A 23,696-nucleotide genomic window follows, 5' to 3' on the forward strand; every position below is an offset into this window, starting at 1 on the left:
ATCGCTATTTCGCGGCCCATTTGTTGAAGCGCTCGGTCAGGCGGTCGATGTTCTCGAGCCAGAAGGCCACGTTGATCTCGACCGCGTTCTTGATGTTGTCAGGCGCCGTCGGCAGGTCCTTCAGGACGGCGGGCGCGAGCCGGCCGGCGGCATCCTTGTTCGAGGTGCCATAGGCAATGTTCTCCGACAGCTTGGACTGGTTCTCCGCCTTGCCGACGAAGTCCAGGTACTTGTAGGCCGCATCCTTGTTCGGGCTGCCCTTCAGGATGACCCAGCTGTCGATTGTGAACAGCGCGCCGTCCCACACCATGCCAAAGTTCTTCTTCTCGTTCTTGTTCGCGGTGTCGATGCGGCCATTGTAGACCGAGGTCATCGCCACCTCGCCGGAGGCGAGCAATTGCGGCGGCTGCGCGCCGGCCTTCCACCAGATGAGGTCGCCCTTGATGGTGTCGAGCTTCTTGAAGGCGCGCTCGACGCCTTCGTCGGTTGCCAGCACCTTGTAGACGTCCTTCGGTGCGACGCCGTCGCCCATGAGGGCGATCTCCAGCGTGGTCTTCGGGCCCTGACGCAGGGCGCGCTTGCCCGGAATCTTCTTGGTGTCGAAGAAGTCGGCCCAGCCTTTCGGGGCCTCCTTCAGCTTGTCCTTGTCGTAGCCGAGCACGAAATCGTAGAGGATGGCGCCGACGCCGCAAGGATTGACCGACGGCGGGATGTAGGCGGCCTCGCCGCCGATCTTGGAATAGTCCAGCTTCTCGAACAGGCCCTCCTCGCAGCCGACCGCGAGCTCATCGCTCTCGACCTGGACGACGTCCCAGGTGGCGGCGCCTCCCTGCACCTTGGCGCGCAGCACGCCGACGCCGCCGTCCCAGGATTCGTCGTTCATCGCGATGCCGGATGCCTTCTTGAACGGCTCGAAATAGACCTTCTTCTGGGCCTCCTGATACGCGCCGCCCCACGAGACCACGGTGAGGTCACGCGCCTCTGCGACATTGGCCAGCGCAGCACTGGCGCCCAGTGCCGCGGCGAAACCCAGAGCAATCTTGCGCTTCAGCATGGTGTTCGTTCCTTCTTCATGTGGGTTGCGTTGACATTGATTGTTTCAGCTTCGCTGCCGCTCGATCAGACCGGATCGAGGGCGAGGCAGTCCTCCGGGCGGAAGGTGACGAATACGGTTTCGCCATGTTTCAGGCCGTCATGCGCTCCCGATTGAAGCTTGACCATGAATTCGGCGTTGCCGGCCACCTCGAGCACGGCCAGCGCGTGATCGCCGAGATAGATGGTGTTCTGCACTTTTGCCGGCAGCCGATTCGGTCCTTCGCTGGCGCTGCCATCCCGAACAATCGCGACACGCTCCGGCCGCACCGACAGGGAGGTCGATGCGCCCGCGCCCGACACGTTGACCGCCCGTGCGGCGATCGTGCCGCCACCGGCCAGCGCGACGCGGCAATAATCCCTTTCGACGGTTTCCACGGTGCCAGCGAGCACATTGTTCTCGCCGATGAAGTGGGCGACGAAGCTGTTCACGGGGTGCTCATACAGCGCGTCGGGGCGGTCGATCTGCTGCACGATGCCGTCGTTAAAGACGGCGATGCGGTCCGACATGGTGAGTGCTTCGCTCTGGTCGTGGGTGACATAGACGATCGTGATGCCCATCGTCTCGTGCAACTGCTTGATCTCAAGTTGCATCTGCTCGCGCAGGCGCTTGTCCAGCGCGCCCAGGGGCTCGTCCATCAGCACGAGCTGCGGATTGAATACCAGCGCGCGGGCCAGCGCCACGCGTTGCTGCTGACCGCCGGACAATTGCCCGGGCCGCCGGTGCGCAAAAGTTTCCATCTTGATCATGCGCAGCGCCGCGCTGACGCGCTCTTGCATTTCCGCCTTGCTCGACTTGCGAACCGATAGCGGGAAGGCGATGTTTTCAGCGATCGTCAGGTGCGGAAACAGCGCGTAGTTCTGGAACACCATGCCGATGTCGCGCTTGTGCGGCGGCACGTTCTTGATCGGCCGCTCGCTGAGGTAGATCTCGCCATGGGTCGGCACCTCGAAGCCGGCCAGCATCATCAGCGTGGTCGTCTTGCCCGATCCCGACGGGCCGAGCAGGGTGATGAATTCGCCCTGCCTGATGTCGAGGTCGAGGTTCTTCACCACGAGATGCTCGCCATCATAGGTCTTCTGAATGCCGGAAAAACGCACCAGCGCCGGCGCAGGCGTGACCATGCCGGCTTTCATGTTGTCCTCGCGGTGTCCCCTACAATGCGCGTGCGAGATTAGCATCCTGCAGCGAGAATGCCAGCGGCGCAAGCGACGAGGAATTGTGCGGGTCCGGTAAGTGGCGGGATCGTCACTTATGAAAGCTTTCCCTGCGGCCATCCTTCGAGACGCCCGCCTTTGGGCGGGCTCCTCAGGATGAGGATGGAGTGCGTGGCTGCAGCATCAAAGGGCACTGATGTCGAATAGCCTCATCCTGCGGACGCGCGTAAGCGCCGTCTCGAAGGACGAGGCGTGCGCGCAGGCGCCACAACGAGTCAAATGCGATAGCCCTGCGATGAGTAGGGACGCGCTACATCCCCGACAGCTTCGTCACGAATACGTTCAGCGAGCCGCCTGCTTCCGCAACCACGCGCAGGGTCTTGGAATCGAAGGCGATGTCGGCGAGAGTGAGGCTGTCGATCCTGGCCTCGACCTTGAGGCCGTCCTCGCTCTTCTGGTAATCGGCGATTGCGGCCGCGATCTTCTCGCGGGCGTTGGCGGCGATCGGCTTCAGATCGAGAGTCGCCTTCTGCAGCAGCGCTTGTTGCATCTGTGGGACGACGGCGCGCGCCGCGGCGCCCAGGAGGCCGAAGGCGGCCTCGGATTCCACCGCGAGCTGGATGTCGGTGAGCCGCAGCGTCTGCTGCGCCTGGTCCAGCACCGGCCGGCCCCAGATGTGCACATTCGCCTCGGCACCGAGGCCGAACCAGCTCTTCTTCTCCTTGGCGCGCACCAGAAGCGAGATCAGCAGCCGGTCACCCGACGGGATGACGTTGGCGCTCTTGACGGTGACGTCGACCGGGCCGGAGCCGTCCTCGGGATAGGTGCGGCCGACCATCTGCGCGGTGATCAGCTTGTTGATCTCGGTGAAAGGCACGTCGATCGGCACGCCGATATTCACGCCTGTGCCGGTCGGCGGGACGATCGAGATCTTATCGGGAAACGGGCAGTCCGGCTTGGTCGGCGTCGAGGTCACGCGTGTCTCGGCTTCGAGACCGAGCAGCAAGGTCACGGCCTGCGCATCGACGCGCGGCTGCGCCGCGATCGCGCGGACCGGCTTCATCTCGAGCCAGAGCGGCGGCAGCGCCGCCGAGGCGCCAGATCCTTGCAGCGGGATCGAGCGGCAGGCCTTGATCCATTGCGCCTTGGCATTCTCGCGCAGCGAGGGATCGTTGCGGATGCGCTCGGAGACGGCGTTGATCTGCTCGCCGACGGTCTTGTCGATCAGCGGCTTGACCTGCGCGGGCACGTTGACCTTGGCGCCGGCGACGTTGAGGTTGGTGTCGCCGAGATTGACCTGGGCGCCGAGATTGGGCTCCAGATACCAGGCGGCGGCGAGCTTCGGGCGCGAGGTGACGACGACGTTGCCCTTGATCTCAGCGCTCGCGTTCAGGTTCTTGATGTTGACCGCGCCGATCCGCTTGGCGGCGTCACCGCCGAGCACGCTGCCGAGCGCATCGCCAAGCGCGCCCGTGGCCTTCGACGACAGCGAGCCCGTCACGTTGAGCTTGCCGGTCAGAGGCGTCGAGATCGTCAGCACGTCCTTGTCGCCGTTTGCCGCCATCGGGCCGCGGACGGCGGACCAGCCGATATCGGCATTCTCAAGGATCTGCGAGATCGGGTTTTCGGCCTTGCCGGCGAAATTCCGCGGCGCGGCCCTCTCGGCCTGCTCGCGGATCGCCGACAGCGCGATGGCGACCGGCGCGATCACGATGGAGCTCTTCGAGGCCGGCGGCAGCGGCGGCAGCTGAGCGACCGGCGGCGCCGAATCCGTCGCGCGCGGCGCCAGCAGGTCCATCGCCTTCAGGCTGATGAAGAACGACGCCGCGAGCACCGCGACACCGATCAGGATAGTCTTCAGATTCCACGTCAGACGCATCAATCCCCCAAGCCGCCCGGACGGGGATTCTACAGGGCGGGCGAGGAGGGCGCTAGAGCGCACCCGTTGGGTGGAATTGGGGCGAAACCGCAGCGTGGGATCTGCGACTGCGGCCATCCTTCGAGACGCCCGCCGTTGGCGGGGCCTCAGGATGAGGACCGCGTGTGTGCGGCGCTGGTTTCAGCGAGCGCCGATGTTGCTTAGCCTCATCCTGAGGAGACCGCGAAGCGGTCGTCTCGAAGGACGAGGCTAAGCGCTCAGCTCACCGTGAACTAGCCGCGCCGCGGGCGCCGGACCGCTCTCACCTTGCCGCGATTGCCGCCGCCGCAGAAGAAGCGGTCGCCGCCGTCCGACTCCAGGCCTGACACGATCGTGTCGGCGGGCATGTCGATCTGCTCGATCACTTGTCCCGTTTCCGGGTCGATCCGACGCAAATCGCTCTGCTCGTTCTCCCAGGTGCCGTGCCAGAGCTCGCCGTCCACCCAGGTCACGCCGGTCACGAAGCGCTTGCTCTCGATGGTGCGGAGGATCTTCCCGGTTTGGGGATCGATCTGATGGATCTTGCGCTCGCGATATTGTCCGACCCAGAGCGAGCCCTCGGCCCAGGCAAGGCCGGAATCGCCGCCGCCGCCGGGCGCCGGAATGGTGGCGAGCACCTTGCCCGAGGCCGCATCGATCTTCTGGATGCGGTCCTCGGCGATCTGGAACAGGTGCCGTCCGTCGAACGCCGTTCCCGCATGCGCGGCGACGTCGATGGAGCGCGCGATCTTGCCGTCGGCCGGATCGAGCGCGTTCAGCTTGTCGCCGGAAGCGAACCAGACACGCGTGCCGTCATAGGTGACGCCATGCACGGCCTCCACGCCTGGAAAGGGCCCATACTCTGTGATGATCTCGGCGGCTGAATGTTTCATGTGCTCGATCCCTCATGCTTGACGCGCATCCTACGTCTTCAAGAGCGGCGTGGGGAGTAACAAGCCTGTCGGGAAACCCGGAACGGGCGGCGTCATCCAGCGGCGCGCCCGTCCGTGTCCGAACGACTGCACCTTGCCCGATCGCGCCAGCTCCTCGAGCTGGCGCTGTATGGTGCGCGGACTGATACCAAGCGCAAGCGCGAGCGCGGAGCTCGACCATGGCTCGCCGTCGGCGAGAAAGGCGAGGACCGCGGCGTGCTTTTCCTCAACGGGCCGCGCCAGCACGAGGACGTCGTGCGTCTTCCGCGGCGCCAGCACGAAGCCTTGCTTCGTCGCGCTGATATCGGCCAGCGGCGCGAGCTGGGTGCGGAGCCGCCCGATCTCGACGCGCAACCGCGCGCGGTGCGATTCGTCGGCGTGCCTGGCTTGAAAGGCGCCAGATATCAGCGTCTCGCGCGAGACATCCGCAGGCCATGCCTGGGCCAGGAGACGTGCGAGCGCGAACAGCACGGGACGCGTTCCGAGCGACACCGCGACGCCTTGCCTGCGCACGACGTGATGGAAGGTGTCAACGACCAGCGCCGTCGAGGTCGCGAGACGCTCGACCTCTCCCAGCAACAACGGATGCTCGCTGCCGCGCGCGATCAGGCGCGCTGCCGGCGTGTCGAGGATCAGGCTCGCGCTGTCGACCTCGGCCACGAGCGCCGGAATGTCTGCGAGGCGCGCCGCGTGAGCCGCGCGGCCGAGCGCCGTGCGCGCGTCTTTCGTTCTGAGCCGCCTGATGGCGATGCCGGCGAGCACGAGCTCGCGGACGACCTGCGACGCGGGCGGGAGCGGCGTGGGACGGACTTCGGCGAGCGTGCGCTCGGCCTCGTCGAGGCGACCGACCAGAAGCAGGCGGCGCGCCTCGACATGGCCTGCATGGGCGGCATTGACGAGATCGCCGTGCTGTTCGAGCGTCGCGCGCGCCGCCGCGAGCGTCTTCACCGGCCAGTTCAGATCGCGCGAGACCAGCGCGATCTCGGCTTCGGCCACCAGGCACCTTGCTCGTGCCACCGCCTCGCGCGGACCGAAGGCACGCGCGGCGGTGCGCAGCAGCGACTTGGCCTTGGCGAGATCGCCGAGCTGCGCCATCGCGATGCCGCGCAGCGCCAGCGATGGCGCATCGTTGCGCAGCGCGACGCGGTTCAAGGCGCCGAGCGGATCGCCGGCCTCTAACGCGCGCGCAGCGGCAGTGATCAGCGACTCCATGTCAATCCCGCCACACTTGTTACTCCCACCGTGCGGCGGCTTGGTGCCAGAAATCGTTGGCAGGACGTCAAGCAAAAGCTTTGGAGAGTCATGATGACATCAGCAGAAAAACTCGGAACCAGCGGAACGACCGCCATGCAGACCCCACCGGTGGTGTCGCCGCAGGACTGGGAGGCGGCCCGTCTGCAGCTGCTGGTGAAGGAAAAGGCGCATACCCGTGCCCGCGACGCCCTGGCCGCCGAACGGCGCCGCATGCCGTGGATGGCGGTCGACAAAACCTATGCGTTCGAGGGGCCCGGCGGCAAGCTCAGTCTGCACGAGCTGTTCCAGGGCCGGCGGCAGCTGATCGTCTATCGCGCCTTCTTCGAGCCCGGCGTGTTCGGCTGGCCCGATCAGGCCTGCCGCGGCTGCTCCATGGTGGCCGACCAGGTCGCCCATGTCTCGCACTTGAACGCCCGCGACACCACGCTGGTGTTCGCCTCGCGCGCGCCGCAGGCCGACATCATCAGGCTGAAGCAGCGGATGGGCTGGATCATGCCCTGGGTCACCATCACCGACAGCTTCGATGCCGATTTCGGCGTCGACGAATGGCACGGCACCAACGTGTTCTACCGCGACGGGACGCGCATCTTCCGCACCTATTTCGTCAAGAGCCGCGGCGACGAGCAGATGGGCGGGACCTGGAACTATCTCGACATCACCCCGCTCGGCCGCCAGGAGGTGTGGGAGGACTCGCCTCCGGGCTATCCCCAGACCCCGACCTACAAATGGTGGAACTGGCACGACAGCTACGCCGAAGGTGCAGAGCCGGACAAGAAATGGGTGGAGATCTCGGACGCCGGCGGCGAGAAAGCCTTCCGCGAGGAGGCCGCGGGAGAACGGAAATGACCGGTCCGGTCAGCGCGGCCCCCGGCGCGAGCCCCGACGCTGTGGCGGCCGCGCGCCACCTCGCCAGATGGCTGGGGCTGGCGGCCACGCCGACCTTCGCCATCATGGCCTTGTTGACGGCTTTGCCCGGGGGTGGGCCCGCGGAGATGCTGTGCGGCGCCGGGCAGGGCTCTCTGCTCGGCGGGATGGTGCCGATGTATCTCTTGATGAGCGCGTTCCATGCTGCGGCCTGGCTGAGGCTGATGGCGGAGCGGCGGGGGCCGGTCAGCCGGTGAGCGCGCGGGGGAATGAGGGCGGCCCGACATCACCGGGGCTGTGTCGGGTCGCTTCCATCGAAGAACAGCACCATCAGGATCTCATCATAATATCGGCCGTCCTGCTTCAGCGCTTTCACGCCGCGGCCGTATTCAACGAAGCCGGCGGCCGAATAAAGCCGCACTGCGGCCTCGTTCTCGCTGACGACGGCGAGCAGGAGCTGCTCGACGCGCGTTGCGGCGTGGGCTGCGACCGCATCGACGAGGCGCCGCCCCGTGCCGGACTTTCGCGCCTGCGGTCGCACATACATGCCCCAGAGAACCGCTTTGTGCGCGGTCTTCGCGCCGTCCTCCCGGTGAAAACCGGCGATACCCACGAGTTCGTCCGAAATAAACGCGCCAAAGACGTCCGAGATCGCAAGGCGCTCCTCGAACCATGCGAGTGGTTTTTCCCGCTCGCGTTCGAACGTGCTGCCAAAAGCCTCGGGATGCGTCGCGAGCGCTTCCAGCCTGATTGCGCGATAGAGCGACGCATCAGTTGGTCTGAGCAGTCTGATCATGGCTATGAGAGATGTGCCAGCGGGAGGGGCGCGCCGGCCTTCAGCGTCTGGATCGCGATGCTGCTGCGGACCTCCCGCACGATGGGCAGGTTGAGCAGCTTGTCGACCAGAAAGCGCTGGTAGTCCTCAAGCTCGGGCACAACGATTTCGAGGAGGTAGTCGGCTTCGCCAGCGACGAGGTGACAGGCCACGACCTCGGGCATGGCGACCACCGTCCTCTCGAAGCTCAACGCCTGATCGTTGGCATGGCCGTTGATCTTGACGCCGAGGAAGGCCGAGAAGCCGAGCCCGATGCGGCCGCGCCGCAAGGAGGCGCGGTAACCGTCGATATAGCCGTCCCGTTCCAGCCGCCGCACTCGCCGCAGGCAGGGGGACGGCGACAAACCGACCCTGTCCGCCAGCTCGATGTTGCTCAATCGTGCATTGCTCTGAAGTTCGGTAACGATGCGCCGGTCGATCGCATCCAGCTCGCATTTTGGCATGAAGTGCATCCTGTAGGATCGAAAAGGGCACAATGTTGCGCCCGAGCCGTCGAGACTAGCCCAGTTCGCAAGGACGTGCCTCGGCTTTCCGTGGGATGACATGCTCCGATGTTGCCGCTGATGGAATGAACCATGACCGAAAGCCCGGATATCGCGCCTCTGCTGGAGGCCGTCGAACGCTACTTCACGCTGATGTACAACAACGACGTTGCGCAGTTCGACCAAGTCTTTGCGCCGACTGCGCAGCTCCATGGATTTCGCGATGACGAATTGCGGATATTGCCGGTCCGGGACTATAGGACGATGCTGGCCTCGGTCCCGTCGCCCAAGTCCAAGAACGCACCGCGCCTTCAGGAGATATTGCTGATCGATCTGACGTCGGCGCGGCAGGCCATGGTCAAGGTTCGCGTTCGGATCGATCTGCTCCAGTACATCGACTATCTGGCGTATCACCGCATCCACAATGCATGGCTGATCACGGCGAAGTCGTTCCATATCGAGCGACGGCATGAGCCGGTGGCCACCTAGTGCCGCTTCAATCCTATTGCGTTGCTGCCCCCTGAAGATAAGCAACGATCTTGCCCGCCTCCTCCGCGGACACGCCGCCATAGGGCTGCATCTTGTGGCCGGACACGACTTCGTCCGGCTTGACCATGAAGCGGGTGAGCTTGTCCTGGTCCCAGGCGAAGCCGGCTTCTTTCATGGACGAGGAGTAATTGTAGTCCTGCAGCGAGCCGGCCTTGCGTCCGACGATCTTGTTGAGATTGGGACCCAGCCGATTGTCGCCTTCCTTCATGGAGTGGCAGGTGCGGCAGGAATTGTTGAAGGCCTGCTTGCCGGCGTCGTCATTGGCGGATTGCTGCGCGAGCGAGGACGGCGCGGACACGAGCAGCGTCAGTGCTCCGGCGCCGGCGAGGGCGTGCAGCCATGGGCGTGGCGAGGGTTGCCTTCGTGGTCGCATTTGCGCCTCCATCGGGCGTTGCGCCGCAGCAGGCGCAACGGGATATCGAGGGCAAACGAAAACGGCCCCGGCGGGTTCCGGGGCCGTTCGCGTCACATATGCTGTCGCTTTTAGCGGTTCGCGGCGCCGAGGTCTGCGCGGCGCTCGGTCATCGGCAGCACGATCACCTTGGTGCCGACGTTGACGCGGGAATAGAGGTCGGTGACGTCCTCGTTGGTCATGCGGATGCAGCCGGAGGACACGCGCTTGCCGATGGTTTCGGGGGCGTTGGTACCGTGGATGCGGTAGATGGTGCCGCCGAGATACATGGCGCGCGCGCCAAGCGGATTGCCGGGGCCGCCGGCCATGTGGCGCGGCAGATAGGGCTGGCGGGCGATCATCTCCGGCGGCGGCGTCCAGGCCGGCCACTCGGCCTTGCGGCTCACTGACTGGATTCCGGACCAGGTGAAGCCGTCGCGGCCGACGCCGATGCCGTAGCGCAGTGCCTGGCCATTGCCGAGCACGTAATAGAGATAGGTATTGGGCGTATCGATGATGATTGTGCCCGGCGCTTCGCGCGTCGCGTAGGAGACGGTCTGGCGGCGGAAGCGGGCCGGCAGCTCGACCGCGTCCTGATCCTCGGGCTCGGTCTGGTAGGTCGGCGCCTGATAGGGCTGATACGACGGCTGATAGGGCTGCAGCGGCTGCGGCGCGGTCATCGGCGGCAGCGGCTGGAAGAACGGGAAGATCTGCACAGGCGCGGCCTTGGCTGCGCCAGCGAACGCGATTGCGGAGACCGCGACGGCACTGAGTGCAACGGCGCGCGAAAACGTCTTGAACGTGTCCAGATTGAACATGTGATCGCCCCTGTTTGCTCGGTGTTTTGCTCACCGCGGCACCGTTGCGGTGCTCCGTTGCCTTAAGTCCTAACGGCAAAACGTTTCGGGACATTTGCGCGGAAAACCGAAAACGGTTTCACGGCGGCAAGAATTGTTTCATGACAGTTTCGTGGCTCCGCCGGCCCGTTAACGAACAAAACAGCACGCCGACACTTCTGTGACGTCACACGCCTGAAATAACCTTCGTTGATGGTCGATGCCTGAGAATCATCAAACTCTCGGGATCTTCCCATGCGGGTATTAATCGCGACGGACGCCTGGCATCCGCAGGTCAACGGTGTGGTCCGCACCCTGACCTCGCTGGCGAATGCGGCCAAGGCCCTCGACGTCGAGATCGACTTCCTCACCCCCGACGGCTTTCGGTCCTGGCCGCTGCCGACCTATCCGGGCCTGCGCTTCGCGCTGCCTTCGGCCAAGGAGATCGCGCGGCGGATCGAGAGGTGCGCGCCGGATGCGCTGCATATCGCGACCGAGGGCCCGATCGGCTGGGCGGCGCGGGCCTATTGCCGCCGCAACCGGCTCGCCTTCACCACCTCCTACACGACCCGCTTTCCGGAATATGTCTCGGTGCGGACCGGCATCCCGGCCGCAATCGGCTATGCCGTGCTGCGCCATTTCCACGATGCCGCCGCGATGACGATGGTGGCGACGCCCTCGCTGCGGCAGGAGCTGTCCGAGCGCGGCTTCAAGCGGCTCGGCTTCTGGACGCGCGGTGTCGACACCGGGCTGTTTCATCCCGACGCTCCGGCACAGCTCGATCTGCCGCGCCCGATCTTCATGACGATGGGGCGCGTGGCCGTGGAGAAGAATCTCGAAGCGTTCCTCTCGCTCGACCTGCCCGGCACCAAGGTCGTCGTCGGCGACGGCCCGCAGAAGGCGGCGCTGGAGAAGAAATATCCGGACGCGGTCTTCCTCGGCGAGAAGAAGGGGGCGGATCTCACCGCCCATCTCGCCGCGGCCGACGTATTCGTGTTTCCGAGCCTGACCGACACCTTTGGCGTGGTGCAGCTCGAGGCGCTCGCCTGCGGCACGCCGGTTGCGGCGTTTCCGGTGACGGGACCGAAGGACGTCATTGCCGATCACCCGATCGGCGCGATCGACCACGATCTGCGCACCGCCTGCCTGCGCGCGCTCACGATGTCGCGCGAGACCTGCCGCAATTTCGCGCTGGAGCGCTCCTGGGAGAACAGTGCGCGCCAGTTCGTCGGCAACCTCACCTCACTGCAGCCCAGCCGCATCCTGCGCGCCTCGCCTCGCATGGCGCGGCGGCCGGTGCGCGGCTGACCGTTTATTCGAACCACAGCGAGAACCTCATCGATGGCTAAGATCATGAACCTTGACGGCACCCAGCAGATCGACCTCACGCGCGGCACGGTCGAGCAGGCCTATGACCGCTGGGCGCCGGTCTACGATCTCGTGTTCGGCGGCGTGTTTGCCAAGGGCCGGCAGGCCGCGATCGCGGCCACCAACAAGATCGGCGGCCGCGTGCTCGAGGTCGGCGTCGGCACCGGCATCTCGCTGCCGCTCTACGCGCCGAACCTGCGCATCTTCGGCACCGACATTTCGGAAGCGATGCTGGACAAGGCGCGCCGCCGCGTGAAGGAGCAGAAGTTGAAGAACGTCGAAGGCCTTGCGGTGATGGACGCCGAGAAGCTCGAATTCCCCGATAATTCCTTCGACGTCGTGATGGCGCAATACGTCGTCACCGCCGTGCCGAACCCGGAGAAGGCCCTCGACGAATTCGCCCGCGTGCTGCGTCCGGGCGGCGAATTGATCATCCTCACCCGCGTCAGCGCCGACACCGGCATGCGCCGCTTCATCGAGCAGAAGCTGCAGCCGGTGGTGCGTCCGCTCGGCTTCCGCACCGCCGAGTTCGCCTGGTCGCGCTATGCCAAATGGCTTGCCGGCGCGCACGGCATCGAGCTTGCCGAGCGCCGCTTGATCCCGCCGCTGGGACACTTCTCGCTGGTGCGCTTCCGCAAGGTCGACGTCGCCAAGGCGGCGTGAGCTTACGCGTCTTTCGTGCGTCATCGCGCCGCTGCTCATCGTCACATGACAAAATGATGATGTCACACGGCCTACATCGAATCTCTGTAAATCCTGAACCCGAAAGCATTTTGGGGATGAGCATGATCAAGAACTATCTCGAGCAGCTGCGGATCCAGCGCTGGGACGACCATCGCTACTATCACCACAGCCGCATCAATCAGAGCCTGCACTTCGTCAGCGCGCTGAGCTTCCTGTTCGCCTATGTCTGGCTGTTCATCGATCCCGTCGTCTCCGCGCTGGTCGGCTGGCTGGTGTCGATGACCTCGCGCCAGGCCGGTCACTTCTTCTTCGAGCCGCACACCTACGACCACATCAACCAGGCAACGCACGAGTACAAGGAAGAGATCAAGGTCGGCTACAATCTGCAGCGCAAGGTGGTGCTGATGGCGATCTGGGCGCTGTCGCCGCTGGTGCTGGTCGTCGATCCCACCCTGTTCGGCATCTTCACGCCCTGGCAGAGCGCGACCGACTTCATGCGGCAGGTGGCGAAGATCTGGCTCGTGGTCGGCGGTGGCGGCCTGCTGTTCCGCACCGTGCACCTGTTCTTCATCCGCGACGTCGAGACCGGCCTCGTCTGGATGACCAAGATCCTGACCGATCCCTTCCACGATTTGATGCTCTATCGCGGTGCTCCGCTCGCCCTGATGCGCGGCGAGCTGATGGATCCCGGCCTGCACCTCAATCCCGAGCACACGCTGGGCTTCATCGACGAGCCCGTGCTCGAAGAGCAGCACGCCTGAGCGCGCGGCTCTCAGAACTCACTCCGATGTCTGATGGTTACGTCATGCCCGGGCTTGTCCCGGGCATCCACGTCTTGGGGACTGCAAGCGCGGTGCTGCCTTCGCCTCTCCCCGCGCGCGGGGAGAGGCCGGAGCGCATCGAAGATGCGATCCGGGTGAGGGGGGCTCTCCGCGGGGGTGCTGCCAGAGAGGTCTGCGCCAACTCTCACCGGGCCCGCGGAGACTCCCCCTCACCCCGACCCTCTCCTCGCAGGCGGGGAGAGGGAGACGAGAGAGCGGTGTTTGGGGCGAGGAGAAAGGCCTCAGCGCCCGAAGCGCTTGGCCAGCATCTCTTTCAGGATCTGGCGCTTGATCTGCTTGTTGGTGAGCACGCCATCGTGCCACCAGAAGCCGTCGGCCTTCATCTTCTGCGCAGCGCGGACGAAGCGCTCGGCGACTTCGGTGAAGTCGGCGTCGGTGTAGTTCAGGCTGAAGATCAGCCGGCCGGTGCCGACCCAGCTCAGCGCCAGGCCCTCGGCGCGCAGGTAATATTGCAGCATCCAATTGTAGCGGGACGGCGTGGTGTATTTCACCGTCCAGATCGAGGAGAAATTGGCGAAGCGCACCGGCAGGTCGGCATCCTGCATCATCTGGTTGATCTTCTTCACGCGCCCGTTCCAGGTCTCTTCCAGCCCATCATAGACGGCGCGGAAGTTCGGGCTGGCGAGGCGGCTCAAGAATTCGTCCATCGCCGTCATGATGTAGGGGTGCGAGTTGAAGGTGCCGCGGGCGAAGCAGATGTCGGCGGGACGGTCGTCGCGGAAGCGCCGCATCAATGCGCGCTTGCCGCAGACCACGCCGACCGGCAGGCCACCGGCGAGGCTCTTGCCGTAGGTCACCATGTCGGCGCGGACGCCGAAATATTCCTGGGCGCCGCCGGCGGCGAGGCGGAAGCCGACGAAGACCTCGTCGAAGATCAGGACGATGCCGCGCCGGTCGCAGGCCTCGCGCAGCTTCCTCAGCCACTCGGTGTAGGCCGCGCGATCGAAATTGCCGCCGCGGGAGGAATCGACCAGCGAGGAATCCCCGGGCGCGTTGGCGTTGGGATGCAGCCCCTGCAGCGGGTTGACCAGAACGCAGGCGATGTCCTTGCGCGTGCGCAGGACATGGAGCGTCTTCTCCGACATCTCGGCCAGGGTGTAGGTCTCGTGCGCAGGAATGGGATTGCCGACACCCGGCTGCACGTCGCCCCACCAGCCGTGATAGGCGCCGGCGAAACGAACCAGATGCGTGCGCTTGGTGTGGTAGCGCGCCAGCCGTACCGCCTGCATCACGGCCTCGGTGCCGGACATGTGGAACGAGACCTCGTCGAGGCCGGAGATCTGGCAAAGCCGCTGCACATTCTCGAGGATGACGGGATGGTAGGGGCCGAGCACGGGGCCGAGCGCATGTGCGCGCTTCTCGGCGCCCTCGATGCACTCCTTGTAGAAGTCGTTGCCGAAGATGTTGACGCCGTAGGACCCCGTGAGGTCGTAAGCAGTGTTGCCGTCGACGTCGGTGACGGTGACGCCGCGCGAGGATTCCATGAAGGTCGACGTGCCCAGATGCTCGCGGACGAGACGCGAGAACTGGAACGGCACGCGGTAGCTTTCGGTGAAGTTGAGATCGGAGATCGTCTCCGCCGCTTCCTTGGTCATCGCGCGGCCCTTGGGGTAGCGCTCGGCGTAGAGCCTGGCGAGGCGGAAGAAGGCGTCCTTGCGTTGCGCTGCGATGTTCGCCGGCGCGCCGTCGCAAGCGAAGTATTGATCGCTCTCGAACTCGTAGAACGGCAGCAGCCGTGCCACCCGGCGCGACATCTTGGAGTGCCCGGCGAGCGAGCGGTGCTTGGCGCGGGAGAGTTCGACCCGTGCCTTGATCTTCGGGAGGACGGCGGCAGCGGACGCTGCGGCGGCCACGGACATCGAGAGAATCGGGAGTGTCGTTTCCATGACAACAAGCGCTAAACCTGCGAGCTGACAGATTCATGACAGTCAAAGCCCTCATCGCCTCTTTCACCCAGCAGGAAGATCTCAACTTCCTGTTGACCAACCGCATCCCCCGCGCGGCGCTGACCCGCTTCATGGGTTGGTTCTCCAAGATCGAGAATCCCCTGGTGCGGGACTTCTCGATCGCGCTGTGGAAGCTGTTCTCCGACCTCGATCTGTCGGAGGCGCGCAAGACGCAGTTCAGGAGTCTGCACGACTGCTTCACCCGGGAGCTGAAGCCGGGCCTGCGGCCGTTCGATCCGGATCCTGCGGTGCTGGCGAGCCCCTCGGACGGCATCGTCGGCGCTCACGGCAAAATCGCGGACACCGAGCTGTTCCAGGTCAAGGGCGCGCCCTATTCGCTGCTCGATCTCGTCGGCGATTCCGCGCTGGTCGAGCAGCACCGCAACGGCTCCTTCGTCACGCTGCGGCTGACCTCGAGCATGTATCACCGCTTCCATGCGCCCTATGACGCGCACATCGAGCGGGTCACGCTGATCCACGGCGACGTCTGGAACGTCAACCCGATCGCGCTCAAGCGCGTCGAGCGCCTGTTCTGCAAGAACGAGCGCGCGGTGATCCGCACGCATTTGTCGACCGGCGAAGCCGTGACGCTGGTCCCGGTGGCGGCGATCCTGGTCGCGAGCATCCGCCTGCACTTTCTCGACATGGTGCTGAACGCGCAGACGCGCGGCCCGGTCAATTTTCCCTGCGACGTCAACGTGAGCAAAGGCGAGGAGCTCGGCTGGTTCGAGCATGGCTCGACCATCATCATCCTCGCGCCCGGCGATTTCTCCTTCTGCGACGGCATTGCCGAGGGCACGCGCATTCGCGCCGGTCAAGCGCTGCTCAGGAGAAAGTAGCCTTCAATCCGCCGCCCCCGCCGCCTATATCGTCGGGCGGGGACGATTCGATCGATACGGATGTGACGATGGCGCGGGCGCCGGTCATGGCGGCGGGTGGTATTGTGTTGCGGCGCGCGCCGGTGCCGCTGGTTGCAGTCGTGCGCCAGCGCAAGCGCAACGAATGGGTCCTGCCCAAGGGCAAGCTCGACGACGGCGAGACGCCGAAGGAAGCCGCGCACCGCGAGGTGTTGGAGGAGACCGGCCACGACGTGGCCGTGCACGAATTTCTGGGCACGCTGGTCTATCAGTCCGGCGGGCGCTCCAAGGTCGTGCATTACTGGCGGATGGAGGCCGACGGCGGGCCGGTCCGCAAGCTGATGAACGACATCAAGGCGGTCGACTGGCTGACGCTGGACGAGGCGATCGCGCGTCTGTCGCGCGAATACGAACGCGTCTTCCTGACTCAGATCGGACCGATCGCGCTCGCGGCGGCAGGGCTGGCGCCTCTGTCCGCCCCGGAGCCGAAGCAGGTTTCCGAGCCGGTGTCACCGTTGGCGAAAGGCGACATCGATGCATCATTGCAGACGCTGACACCCGCGGAAGCGGCTTCTGTCGATGAGTTGCGGCATGGCCTGTTGCGGAAGGTGAAGGCCTGGCTGCGCGGCGAGGCGTGAGTCTGCGTCGCCGCTGGTTGCGACTTTGAAAACGTCCGCGATCCAATAGCGTGCGAGAGCGGGCCGCTCCCTCAAAGCCGTCTTTGCGAGCGCAGCGAAGCAATCCAGAGTCTTTCCGCGGAGGCACTCTGGATTGCTTCGTCGCAAGGGCTCCTCGCAATGACGGAAGAGAGCGATTACCGGCGCTCTTTCTCCTTCTCCCTCGGCCCGGGTCTGTGCGGCGCTGCGGGACGTTGCGCGGCGGGGAGGCGTGGCTGGAAGCCGCCGGGGCGCTGCATGCCTGGTTGTTGAGCCGCAGGCTGGCCCGATTGCAATCCTGGGCGCGGCAATGGCTGCTGCGGACCGGCTTGCTGTGTCCCGCCCGGTTGCGGCGGCACGATTCCTCCGGGCTGAATCTGTCCATCACGCTGCGGCAGGATCTGCGGTGCGCGTGGACGGCCGGCACCTTGCGGCTGGCCGGGCTGTGGTTGCAAGTGTTGCTGCTGCCCGGCACGCGGCGTGCCCGGCCGTACCGTGCCGCCTTGTTGTCCTTGTCCCTGCCGCTGCGGCGGCTGCCCACCTTGCTGTGTTCCTTGCCGGCCAGGTGTGCCCGGCTGCTGCTGACCTGGACGATTGTCCTGTCGCGGCTGGACGTTCGGTCGTTGCGGCTGCTGGCCTGGGGTCGTCGTCGGCCGCAATTGTTGCTGCTGCGGCGGTTGTGCCGGCCGCGGAATGCGGCTGAGCGTGGTCGGATTGGCGCGACGGAAGTCGCGCTGCTCGATGACGATCTGCCGGCCCGCGGTCTGCGCCAGATGCACCTGGCCGACGAAGCCGCGGTCGCGCGCGATCTGCTGCGCGGGAATTATGATCGGCACGGCAGCAAAGCGCATGCCGCCGGCCGAGGCTGCGCCCGGTCGGATCGCAAACCCGCTCGCGGCTTGCGTCAGCGCGCCGAGCCGCGCGCCGCTCGCGCGGTCGTCGACATCGATATGGCCGACCCGGCCGTCGGCGTCGGGATAGAGCTTGATGTTGACGTTGCGCGCCCTGTTCGCCGCCGCCCCTTCGGGCACGTCGACGACCCCGGTGGTGCCGCGGATGCCGAGCGTTGCCGTCGGCGTCGTGATCTTCATGTCGCCCGTCTTCGCCACCGCGGCCGCCACGAAGGCAACCGTGCCCTTGCCGACGTCGAAGATCGCCGAGTTCTGCTTGCCGCCGTCGTCAAAGACGTAATTGTCGATGGTGATCTTCGCGCTGGCCGAGAGGTTGAACGTGGTGGCGTCGTTGAAGGTGATGCCGAGCGAGGAGTTCGACGAGGTCTGCACGATGTCGTTGAGATAGATGTCGTCGCGCACGCGCAGCGGATAGGAATTCTTGTCGCGGATCACGGTCGCTATCCCCGTCACGGTCGCGACGTTGCCGATCGGCTCGACCGTGGCCGGCTGTGCGTCTGCGGCCGGTGTCGGGGTCGCCGACGGCGTCGGGGAAGGCGCGGGGGGTGGCTGGGCTTGCGGCTGCGCCTGTGCGAATTCGATCGTCTCGGATGCACGAGCCACGCTGCTGCCCGCCGGCGTCAATGCCGGCAGCACGAGCGCGAACACGAAGCGGCGCCAAGCCAGCATTGATGTCACGAGGAAGTCCCGGTGAGAGCGTGAGGCGAGATCGGGCGATTTCAACGGGGTGTGGCTGAATGGTGGATGAACGTCTGTCGCCGGGGCAAGGGCTAGCCATCCTCTTGCCGTCATGGCCGGGCTTGTCCCGCCGGCGCGGCCGAAGCCGCTACGGCGCGGCGAAGGGCCCGGCCATCCACGTCTTGATTGCGGTACGAAGAACGTGCATGCCCGGGACAAGCCCGGGCATGACGAAGAGCTGTGTACGTTTCGCGACGCGCTTCGGTGTCAGCTCACGCGCTTCCAGGTCTGGCCGCCGCAGAACATGCCGCCGAAGGCGCAGCCCTGCACGCGCATCACGTTCGGACCTTTCATCGAGATCGTGGAGTCGTAATTGCGTCCGGAGTTGGGGTCGCGAATGCGGCCGCTCCACTTCGATCCTTCGGGCTTCATGTTGATCAGGATGCGCTCATTGGTCTTCTCGGCATAGCCGCAGAGATTGGCGCCACACTGCTCGACGCGGACATTGCCCTTGTTCTCTTCGGTCGCCCAGATGCCGATCGGCGAGTTCGCTGCGGCCACGGGCGCGGCAGCCACCGGAGCCGGCGCGGGAGCCGCGGCGACGGGAGCGGGGGCGGCCACGGGCGCGGGCGCCGCAACCGGAGCAGGCTGCGACTTGTCGAAGCCGATAGAGGGAGCGGCGGCAACAGTCGCGGCTGGGGCAGCGGGCGCGGCTGGCGCTGTCGGCGCAGTCGCTTGCGGCACGGGCTGCTGCTGCACGGGAGCCGGCGCGGGTTGCGCCGTCATGGGCGCCGGAGCCGGCGTGGTGTCGTCGTCATCGTCCTTGGAGCCGCCAAGGCCCTTGAGGTTGATGTTGTTCAGCTTGATCGGCTTGTCCGACAGGCCCGGCGCGACGATGGTCACGCAATTGAGCGAAGCGCAGTTGCGCGGCGTCTCGATGCGGATGTGCTGGCCCTCGATCTGGAACGAGATCGAATTGCCGGCATGCGCGGCGGCGGTCGAAGCCAGGAAGAGGGCGGTGGCGGCGATGGAGAGCTTGTTCATGACAACCTCCGAAAATAGCGCGGTCCCGATATGGACTGGTGTCGCTGGTGGATGAAGCGTGGTTCGACCCTACGCCGCGGCGGTCGGGCGTTCTGTGATGCGCGTCACAACGAGCGAACAACGCCTGGGTGATGCAGCGCACATTCAGCCTCGCCTGCGCTGCGTAACGTCGTCGCGACATCGAGGGAAACGCAGATGCAGCGGCTTGCAACCTGGCTTGCCACTTGTCTTGCCACATCTATCGCGCTGCTGGCGGTCGCGCCGACGGCGCAGGCCGGCTCCTACACGTTCTCGATCGGCGGCAGCCGGTTCCGTGTCGAGGCGCCGCGCAATTGCCGAGCCGCGTCCTGTATTACGGTGGCTCCCAAGCGCAGCCTCAGGCCGACGGAGGATGTCGGCACGGCACGAACGACGCAGCCGGCGCCCGCGCCGATGGTCCAGGCGCCGCAGCCGGCTTGCCCGGCGGCAGTGGTCAAGCCGCCACAAGCGGCTGTGGTGGTGCCGCCACCGGCGCCTCCCGTTCTTGCCGCGGCGACGTCGCAGCCCGTTGCACCGCCGCCAGCGCCAAGCTTGGAGATTTCGAGAATGGAGACGCTGAGCCCCGGTCCGTCGCGGGTTGATCTGGAGCGCACCGATCAGGCGAAGACCGCCGCACTCGAACCGCCGCGCATCGAGCCGCCGGTCATCGTTCCGAGCACCGAGATCAATCAGACCGCAGCGGTGGCGCGGATCGGCACTGACCCGGGCCACGCGCTGCTCGGCGAATGGGAGAGCGCCGGCGCCAAGGGCACGGTCCGCATCGAGCGCTGTGGAGCTGCGTTGTGCGGTTACGCGCTCAGTGAAGCGTCGAGCCGCGGCGAGAGCGTGCTCGTCAACATGAAGCCGAGGAAGCGCGATGTCTGGGCCGGCAGCATCTACAGCCGCTCCAGCGGCAACACCTACTACGCGAGGATGACGCTGAAGGGCTCCGGCAAGCTGCACGTCGAAGCCTGCGCGCTCGGCCGCTTCTGGTGCTCCGGCAGCGACTGGACGCGAGTCGATGCGCCACGGGAGGAGATCACCGCCTCGTCGCAATCCTCGCGCACGCGGTCATAGTGTTTCTTACCCTCCACTGGAGGGGGAGGGTAAGAGGCGCCGCCTCTAAATCATCCCGAGCACGATGGCGCCGACGAAGGCCATGGCGAGGTAGGCGGTGATAACGCTCAGTCTGCCGGCGAACGTCATGAGGTCGCTTTCTCCGTGCGCGCTGCTCGGCGCGCAGCTCTTATGGTTAACAGAAAGTCTCTTCTCGAAAAAGTCAGGCTCGCTGTCGCTCGTCGTCGGCAGCAACCGGCGCCGCCGCGCGGTATGGTTAAAGAACACTGAAATCAACACGTTGAAGAGTCTTTAAGTAAATTCATCGAACGTGCGTGCATGACGCGCGGAGTTCGTTTGTATCTCGTCGGCTCCATCGTCCTTGTTTCGCTAGCGGGTTGCGGTCGCGGCTTCTTCCAGGCCGAACGCGAACCGTGGCGGGCCGAGGCAGAAGCCGCATGCCTGAAATCGGGCGCAGTCAAGGAAAGTGCGGACATCGTCCGCATCGACCCGATCTCCGGGCCTGGCAGCTGCGGCGCCGAGTTTCCGCTCAAGGTCGCCGCCATCGGCGAAGCCTCCGGCACCTATGGCTTTGCCGACGAGGCGCTGCGCCCGCCCGGCAGCATCGGCAACCAGCCGCGTTGGCCGGTGCAACCGCAGTCGAATTATCCGCAGAGGCAGGGCTATCCGGCACCGTCCTATCCGCAGCGCTCGAACTATCCCGAGAGCGCGGTGCACCAGCCCGCCGGCTACGGCGCGTCGTCCGGGCCGATGTCGCTCAATGCTCCCGGCGTGGCCGCGCAGGAGGACGAGATCGATCTGCCGCCGGAGGGCACCGATGCCGCGGGGGCGGCGCGCTACATGAACGCACCGAGCTATCCGGCTCGTCCTGCGCCTTACTCGCAGGCCCCGGCGCAGCAGCCGCTGCCGCGTCTTGGACCTGCGCAGGGCAATCCCGTCGCGACTATCGGTCCGGTCGCGATCAAGCCGACAGCGACGCTCGCCTGTCCGATCGTCTCCGAGCTCGACCGCTGGCTCGCCGACACGGTGCAGCCTTCGGCGATGCGCTGGTTCGGCGTGCGCGTCGCCGAGATCAAGCAGATCTCCGCCTATTCCTGCCGGGGCATGAACGGCAATCCGCACTCCCGCATCTCCGAGCACGCCTTCGGCAATGCGCTCGACATTTCGGCCTTCGTGCTCGCCGACGGCCGCCGCGTCACGATCAAGGACGGCTGGCGTGGCATGCCGGAAGAGCAGGGCTTCCTGCGCGACGTGCAGGCGGGTGCGTGCGCGCATTTCACCACCGTGCTGGCGCCGGGCTCCAACGTCTTTCACTACGATCACATCCACGTCGATCTGATGCGCCGCGCCAGCCGCCGCCTGATCTGCCAGCCCGCCGCAGTGTCGGGCGAAGAGGTCGCCTCCCGCGCGCAATCGCGCAGGCCCTATGCGAGCGCGCGTGAGCCGGCGGTGACCGGTTCGCTCGGTGCTCGCAAGAGCAAGCGGGAAGACGACGACTATATCGACGAATAGCCGGATTTGCCGGTGGCCCGGATGGAGCGAAGCGCAATCTGGGAATAGCGTCCCCGCATTCCGCTTCGCTCGATGCGGGCTACAATCGCGTCAACCGAATGTCTGTCGTCCGCTATCTCACCCACCCGCAAGTACAAATCGATCCCGACGTGCCGGTGCCGCAATGGGGTCTGAGCCCGGTCGGCCGCGCGCGCACCGAGGCTTTGGCGAATGCAGGCTGGCTCGCAAGCACGACGCAGATCGTCTCCAGCGGCGAGCGGAAGGCGATCGAGACCGCCGAGATCATTGCCGCTCGTCTCGGACTCATGATCGAGATCCGCGAGGCCATGCACGAGAACGACCGTTCGGCGACCGGCTTCCTGAAGTCGGCCGAGTTCGAAGCCGTCGCCGACCAGTTCTTCGCCGCGCCTCAGCTTAGCGTGCGCGGCTGGGAGCGCGCCGCGGATGCACAGGCGCGGATCGTGCGCGAGGCTGAGGCGGTGCTGGCGCGAAATCGTCCCGGCGACGTCCTGTTCGTCGGCCACGGCGCAGTCGGCACGCTGCTGTTTTGCCACATTGCGGGCCACCCCATCGCCCGCATTCACGATCAGCCCGCCGGCGGCGGCAACTGCTTTGCGTTCGCGCGGGAGGGGCGGCGCGTCCTGCACGGGTGGCGCGCAATGGAAGAAATCGGAACTTGAGCTCAGCAGAGCCGGAGTTCACCCGGCGGCCGGCCTCCGCGGCGCAGGTGCTAGCCCCATGCACCGCTGCACCTCACCCGGGACGTTGTAGGTGCGCATAATGTGGCGGCTGTCGCGCAAGCCGGACGCCTCGCGTTGCACCACGAACATCCAAAGCGCCTGGCCAGCTTCCAGCACCAGCTTCCGCCTGGCCGGTTGCATCGCTTCCGGCACATCGGCCGCTGCGTGAGCGGCGTCGAACTCGCGCAAGCGCGACAGGCTCTGTTCGAGGGCGCGGCCCATCCGTCCAAGCGCGGAAGCCTGTTCCTGGACGATCTCGTAGTGGAGGATGTCGACCGGCGGGCGAAGATCACGAGACATGGCCGCAATATAGCCGCCCGGCCCACAGGCGCAACGCGCTGCTACTTCGCCTTATACGCCGCCAGGAACATCCGCGTAGCGCTCTCGACCACCTCGGTCATGCGCTGTTCCGTGGGCGCGGGTGCGGCCTGGAAGACGAAGGGCAGGAACAGCGAGGCCTTGCACAGCTCCATGAACTGCGAGGCGGCAAGATCGCAATCGTCGGTCTCGAGATCGCCCGCGGCGACACGGGCCTTGAGATAGTCGGAGAGGCGGTTGATGCTCTTGTCCAGCACGCGCGCATAGTAACGGCGGCCGACATCCGGCATGCGCTCGGCGATCGCCATCACGGTGCGGATCGCGGATCCGCCACCGGGGCGGCAGACCAGGTGAAGATAGGCGAGGCCGAACTCCTTCAGCGTGGTCTCGGCCTCGCGCTCGGGATCGAAGCTGAACACGACCTGGCCATGCTGGAGCGCCTCCTGTTCGACGATGGCTTCGAAGAGCGCGCTTTTGTCGGCGAAGTAGACGTAGAGCGTGCCCTTGGAGACCTGCGCGGCGCGGGCGATCTCGCCCATGCTGGCGCCGTCGAAGCCAAGATCCATGAACACCTTGCGGGCGCCGTCCAGAATCTGGCGGCGCTTGGAATTGTCCTCGTCCGGGACGATGTGCAATTGTTCGCCGGCAGCTACAACCATTGGTTTAGGGTCTCGGAAGCTTTTTGGTTCGGATCAGGGCCATGAAACGCCAACGAAGGATTCGCGGCAGTAAGCTCTGTGGAGATGATCTTTAGA

The 23,696-nt window shown here is 65.7% G+C and carries 26 protein-coding genes; 11 read left to right on the forward strand and 15 right to left on the reverse strand.

Going from position 1 to position 23,696, the window contains the following annotated elements; genetic code table 11:
• Positions 1-4: 4 nt before the first annotated feature.
• The 5 genes from P0R31_RS02375 to P0R31_RS02395 form a co-directional block, all read right to left on the reverse strand.
• Positions 5-1,054, reverse strand: a complete 1,050-nt coding sequence (locus tag P0R31_RS02375) for an ABC transporter substrate-binding protein (RefSeq protein ID WP_275512681.1) — start codon at positions 1,052-1,054, stop codon at positions 5-7.
• Positions 1,055-1,119: 65 nt separating this feature from the next.
• Positions 1,120-2,229: an ABC transporter ATP-binding protein gene (locus P0R31_RS02380; protein ID WP_275512682.1), complete on the reverse strand. Its 1,110-nt coding sequence runs from the start codon at positions 2,227-2,229 to the stop codon at positions 1,120-1,122.
• Between the two features lie 331 nt (positions 2,230-2,560).
• On the reverse strand, positions 2,561-4,129 hold the full coding sequence (locus P0R31_RS02385; protein ID WP_275512683.1) for a DUF4403 family protein: 1,569 nt from the start codon (positions 4,127-4,129) through the stop codon (positions 2,561-2,563).
• 272 nt (positions 4,130-4,401) lie between these two features.
• Positions 4,402-5,040 carry a glutaminyl-peptide cyclotransferase gene (locus tag P0R31_RS02390; protein WP_275512684.1) on the reverse strand — a complete coding sequence of 213 codons (639 nt, stop codon included), beginning with the start codon at positions 5,038-5,040 and terminating at the stop codon, positions 4,402-4,404.
• Positions 5,041-5,070: 30 nt separating this feature from the next.
• Entirely contained in the window at positions 5,071-6,291 is a 1,221-nt protein-coding gene (locus P0R31_RS02395) for an HTH domain-containing protein (RefSeq protein ID WP_275512685.1), read from the reverse strand.
• A 90-nt stretch (positions 6,292-6,381) separates the two neighbouring features.
• Between P0R31_RS02395 and P0R31_RS02400 the strand changes: the two genes are divergently transcribed.
• Both P0R31_RS02400 and P0R31_RS02405 read left to right on the forward strand, forming a co-directional pair.
• Positions 6,382-7,179: a DUF899 domain-containing protein gene (locus tag P0R31_RS02400; RefSeq protein ID WP_275512686.1), complete on the forward strand. Its 798-nt coding sequence runs from the start codon at positions 6,382-6,384 to the stop codon at positions 7,177-7,179.
• Positions 7,176-7,454, forward strand: coding sequence for a hypothetical protein (locus P0R31_RS02405; protein WP_275512687.1), 279 nt, complete (start codon positions 7,176-7,178; stop codon positions 7,452-7,454). Before P0R31_RS02400 ends, P0R31_RS02405 begins: the two co-directional genes overlap by 4 nt.
• A gap of 29 nt (positions 7,455-7,483) precedes the next feature.
• Here P0R31_RS02405 and P0R31_RS02410 read toward each other — a convergent pair whose 3' ends face one another.
• Positions 7,484-7,993 carry a GNAT family N-acetyltransferase gene (locus tag P0R31_RS02410; RefSeq protein WP_275508666.1) on the reverse strand — a complete coding sequence of 170 codons (510 nt, stop codon included), beginning with the start codon at positions 7,991-7,993 and terminating at the stop codon, positions 7,484-7,486.
• 2 nt (positions 7,994-7,995) lie between these two features.
• On the reverse strand, positions 7,996-8,475 hold the full coding sequence (locus P0R31_RS02415; protein ID WP_275508667.1) for an Lrp/AsnC family transcriptional regulator: 480 nt from the start codon (positions 8,473-8,475) through the stop codon (positions 7,996-7,998).
• 132 nt (positions 8,476-8,607) lie between these two features.
• Here P0R31_RS02415 and P0R31_RS02420 point away from each other — a divergent pair, with 132 nt between their 5' ends.
• On the forward strand, positions 8,608-9,003 hold the full coding sequence (locus tag P0R31_RS02420) for a nuclear transport factor 2 family protein (protein ID WP_275512688.1): 396 nt from the start codon (positions 8,608-8,610) through the stop codon (positions 9,001-9,003).
• Positions 9,004-9,016: 13 nt separating this feature from the next.
• On the opposite strand, the gene P0R31_RS02425 is transcribed toward P0R31_RS02420, so the two are convergent.
• Positions 9,017-9,448 (reverse strand): c-type cytochrome, encoded by a 432-nt coding sequence (locus P0R31_RS02425; protein ID WP_275512689.1) that lies wholly within the window; start codon positions 9,446-9,448, stop codon positions 9,017-9,019.
• A 98-nt stretch (positions 9,449-9,546) separates the two neighbouring features.
• A complete protein-coding gene (locus P0R31_RS02430) occupies positions 9,547-10,272 on the reverse strand; it encodes a L,D-transpeptidase (RefSeq protein WP_275512690.1) in 726 nt (241 codons plus the stop codon).
• Positions 10,273-10,545: 273 nt separating this feature from the next.
• Between P0R31_RS02430 and P0R31_RS02435 the strand changes: the two genes are divergently transcribed.
• The 3 genes from P0R31_RS02435 to P0R31_RS02445 all read left to right on the forward strand — a co-directional run bounded on the left by P0R31_RS02435 (position 10,546) and on the right by P0R31_RS02445 (position 13,103).
• Positions 10,546-11,598: a glycosyltransferase family 4 protein gene (locus P0R31_RS02435; RefSeq protein WP_275512691.1), complete on the forward strand. Its 1,053-nt coding sequence runs from the start codon at positions 10,546-10,548 to the stop codon at positions 11,596-11,598.
• Between the two features lie 33 nt (positions 11,599-11,631).
• The gene (locus tag P0R31_RS02440) at positions 11,632-12,321 is read left to right on the forward strand and encodes a class I SAM-dependent methyltransferase (RefSeq protein WP_275512692.1); all 690 of its coding nucleotides are present in this window, start codon (positions 11,632-11,634) and stop codon (positions 12,319-12,321) included.
• Between the two features lie 122 nt (positions 12,322-12,443).
• Entirely contained in the window at positions 12,444-13,103 is a 660-nt protein-coding gene (locus tag P0R31_RS02445; RefSeq protein WP_025034507.1) for a membrane protein, read from the forward strand.
• Between the two features lie 302 nt (positions 13,104-13,405).
• Here the strand turns inward: P0R31_RS02445 and P0R31_RS02450 are convergent, their stop codons facing one another.
• The gene (locus tag P0R31_RS02450; RefSeq protein ID WP_275512693.1) at positions 13,406-15,070 is read right to left on the reverse strand and encodes an aminotransferase class III-fold pyridoxal phosphate-dependent enzyme; all 1,665 of its coding nucleotides are present in this window, start codon (positions 15,068-15,070) and stop codon (positions 13,406-13,408) included.
• Between the two features lie 35 nt (positions 15,071-15,105).
• Here P0R31_RS02450 and asd point away from each other — a divergent pair, with 35 nt between their 5' ends.
• Both asd and P0R31_RS02460 read left to right on the forward strand, forming a co-directional pair.
• Positions 15,106-15,969: an archaetidylserine decarboxylase gene (asd, locus tag P0R31_RS02455; RefSeq protein WP_275512694.1), complete on the forward strand. Its 864-nt coding sequence runs from the start codon at positions 15,106-15,108 to the stop codon at positions 15,967-15,969.
• 68 nt (positions 15,970-16,037) lie between these two features.
• Entirely contained in the window at positions 16,038-16,625 is a 588-nt protein-coding gene (locus tag P0R31_RS02460) for an NUDIX hydrolase (protein ID WP_275512695.1), read from the forward strand.
• 176 nt (positions 16,626-16,801) lie between these two features.
• On the opposite strand, the gene P0R31_RS02465 is transcribed toward P0R31_RS02460, so the two are convergent.
• Both P0R31_RS02465 and P0R31_RS02470 read right to left on the reverse strand, forming a co-directional pair.
• Positions 16,802-18,223 (reverse strand): FecR family protein, encoded by a 1,422-nt coding sequence (locus P0R31_RS02465; protein ID WP_275512759.1) that lies wholly within the window; start codon positions 18,221-18,223, stop codon positions 16,802-16,804.
• Between the two features lie 276 nt (positions 18,224-18,499).
• Positions 18,500-19,276 (reverse strand): DUF2147 domain-containing protein, encoded by a 777-nt coding sequence (locus tag P0R31_RS02470; protein ID WP_275512696.1) that lies wholly within the window; start codon positions 19,274-19,276, stop codon positions 18,500-18,502.
• 195 nt (positions 19,277-19,471) lie between these two features.
• Here P0R31_RS02470 and P0R31_RS02475 point away from each other — a divergent pair, with 195 nt between their 5' ends.
• Positions 19,472-20,371, forward strand: a complete 900-nt coding sequence (locus P0R31_RS02475) for a DUF2147 domain-containing protein (RefSeq protein ID WP_275512697.1) — start codon at positions 19,472-19,474, stop codon at positions 20,369-20,371.
• A 45-nt stretch (positions 20,372-20,416) separates the two neighbouring features.
• Here P0R31_RS02475 and P0R31_RS02480 read toward each other — a convergent pair whose 3' ends face one another.
• Positions 20,417-20,650, reverse strand: a complete 234-nt coding sequence (locus tag P0R31_RS02480; RefSeq protein WP_275512698.1) for a hypothetical protein — start codon at positions 20,648-20,650, stop codon at positions 20,417-20,419.
• A gap of 39 nt (positions 20,651-20,689) precedes the next feature.
• Between P0R31_RS02480 and P0R31_RS02485 the strand changes: the two genes are divergently transcribed.
• Both P0R31_RS02485 and P0R31_RS02490 read left to right on the forward strand, forming a co-directional pair.
• Entirely contained in the window at positions 20,690-21,883 is a 1,194-nt protein-coding gene (locus P0R31_RS02485; RefSeq protein WP_275512699.1) for an extensin family protein, read from the forward strand.
• Positions 21,884-21,981: 98 nt separating this feature from the next.
• The gene (locus P0R31_RS02490) at positions 21,982-22,563 is read left to right on the forward strand and encodes a histidine phosphatase family protein (RefSeq protein WP_275512700.1); all 582 of its coding nucleotides are present in this window, start codon (positions 21,982-21,984) and stop codon (positions 22,561-22,563) included.
• A gap of 18 nt (positions 22,564-22,581) precedes the next feature.
• Here P0R31_RS02490 and P0R31_RS02495 read toward each other — a convergent pair whose 3' ends face one another.
• The gene (locus P0R31_RS02495; RefSeq protein WP_275512701.1) at positions 22,582-22,923 is read right to left on the reverse strand and encodes a DUF6665 family protein; all 342 of its coding nucleotides are present in this window, start codon (positions 22,921-22,923) and stop codon (positions 22,582-22,584) included.
• 41 nt (positions 22,924-22,964) lie between these two features.
• Positions 22,965-23,600: a TetR/AcrR family transcriptional regulator gene (locus P0R31_RS02500; RefSeq protein ID WP_275512702.1), complete on the reverse strand. Its 636-nt coding sequence runs from the start codon at positions 23,598-23,600 to the stop codon at positions 22,965-22,967.
• Positions 23,601-23,696 lie beyond the last annotated feature (96 nt).

This window comes from Bradyrhizobium yuanmingense, from assembly GCF_029167105.1.
GTDB lineage: Bacteria > Pseudomonadota > Alphaproteobacteria > Rhizobiales > Xanthobacteraceae > Bradyrhizobium > Bradyrhizobium yuanmingense_A.

Excerpts from the sequence above, each read along its gene's own strand:
- P0R31_RS02450 (WP_275512693.1), bottom strand. The coding sequence starts at position 15,070 with ATGGAAACGACACTCCCGATTCTCTCGATGTCCGTGGCCGCCGCAGCG.
- P0R31_RS02415 (WP_275508667.1), bottom strand. The coding sequence starts at position 8,475 with ATGCCAAAATGCGAGCTGGATGCGATCGACCGGCGCATCGTTACCGAA.
- P0R31_RS02405 (WP_275512687.1), top strand. The coding sequence starts at position 7,176 with ATGACCGGTCCGGTCAGCGCGGCCCCCGGCGCGAGCCCCGACGCTGTG.
- asd (WP_275512694.1), top strand. The coding sequence starts at position 15,106 with ATGACAGTCAAAGCCCTCATCGCCTCTTTCACCCAGCAGGAAGATCTC.
- P0R31_RS02400 (WP_275512686.1), top strand. The coding sequence starts at position 6,382 with ATGATGACATCAGCAGAAAAACTCGGAACCAGCGGAACGACCGCCATG.
- P0R31_RS02435 (WP_275512691.1), top strand. The coding sequence starts at position 10,546 with ATGCGGGTATTAATCGCGACGGACGCCTGGCATCCGCAGGTCAACGGT.
- P0R31_RS02410 (WP_275508666.1), bottom strand. The coding sequence starts at position 7,993 with ATGATCAGACTGCTCAGACCAACTGATGCGTCGCTCTATCGCGCAATC.
- P0R31_RS02495 (WP_275512701.1), bottom strand. The coding sequence starts at position 22,923 with ATGTCTCGTGATCTTCGCCCGCCGGTCGACATCCTCCACTACGAGATC.
- P0R31_RS02500 (WP_275512702.1), bottom strand. The coding sequence starts at position 23,600 with ATGGTTGTAGCTGCCGGCGAACAATTGCACATCGTCCCGGACGAGGAC.
- P0R31_RS02490 (WP_275512700.1), top strand. The coding sequence starts at position 21,982 with ATGTCTGTCGTCCGCTATCTCACCCACCCGCAAGTACAAATCGATCCC.
- P0R31_RS02425 (WP_275512689.1), bottom strand. The coding sequence starts at position 9,448 with ATGGAGGCGCAAATGCGACCACGAAGGCAACCCTCGCCACGCCCATGG.
- P0R31_RS02470 (WP_275512696.1), bottom strand. The coding sequence starts at position 19,276 with ATGAACAAGCTCTCCATCGCCGCCACCGCCCTCTTCCTGGCTTCGACC.
- P0R31_RS02465 (WP_275512759.1), bottom strand. The coding sequence starts at position 18,223 with ATGCTGGCTTGGCGCCGCTTCGTGTTCGCGCTCGTGCTGCCGGCATTG.
- P0R31_RS02485 (WP_275512699.1), top strand. The coding sequence starts at position 20,690 with ATGACGCGCGGAGTTCGTTTGTATCTCGTCGGCTCCATCGTCCTTGTT.
- P0R31_RS02420 (WP_275512688.1), top strand. The coding sequence starts at position 8,608 with ATGACCGAAAGCCCGGATATCGCGCCTCTGCTGGAGGCCGTCGAACGC.
- P0R31_RS02430 (WP_275512690.1), bottom strand. The coding sequence starts at position 10,272 with ATGTTCAATCTGGACACGTTCAAGACGTTTTCGCGCGCCGTTGCACTC.
- P0R31_RS02445 (WP_025034507.1), top strand. The coding sequence starts at position 12,444 with ATGATCAAGAACTATCTCGAGCAGCTGCGGATCCAGCGCTGGGACGAC.
- P0R31_RS02375 (WP_275512681.1), bottom strand. The coding sequence starts at position 1,054 with ATGCTGAAGCGCAAGATTGCTCTGGGTTTCGCCGCGGCACTGGGCGCC.
- P0R31_RS02460 (WP_275512695.1), top strand. The coding sequence starts at position 16,038 with ATGGCGCGGGCGCCGGTCATGGCGGCGGGTGGTATTGTGTTGCGGCGC.
- P0R31_RS02390 (WP_275512684.1), bottom strand. The coding sequence starts at position 5,040 with ATGAAACATTCAGCCGCCGAGATCATCACAGAGTATGGGCCCTTTCCA.
- P0R31_RS02380 (WP_275512682.1), bottom strand. The coding sequence starts at position 2,229 with ATGAAAGCCGGCATGGTCACGCCTGCGCCGGCGCTGGTGCGTTTTTCC.
- P0R31_RS02440 (WP_275512692.1), top strand. The coding sequence starts at position 11,632 with ATGGCTAAGATCATGAACCTTGACGGCACCCAGCAGATCGACCTCACG.
- P0R31_RS02475 (WP_275512697.1), top strand. The coding sequence starts at position 19,472 with ATGCAGCGGCTTGCAACCTGGCTTGCCACTTGTCTTGCCACATCTATC.
- P0R31_RS02385 (WP_275512683.1), bottom strand. The coding sequence starts at position 4,129 with ATGCGTCTGACGTGGAATCTGAAGACTATCCTGATCGGTGTCGCGGTG.
- P0R31_RS02395 (WP_275512685.1), bottom strand. The coding sequence starts at position 6,291 with ATGGAGTCGCTGATCACTGCCGCTGCGCGCGCGTTAGAGGCCGGCGAT.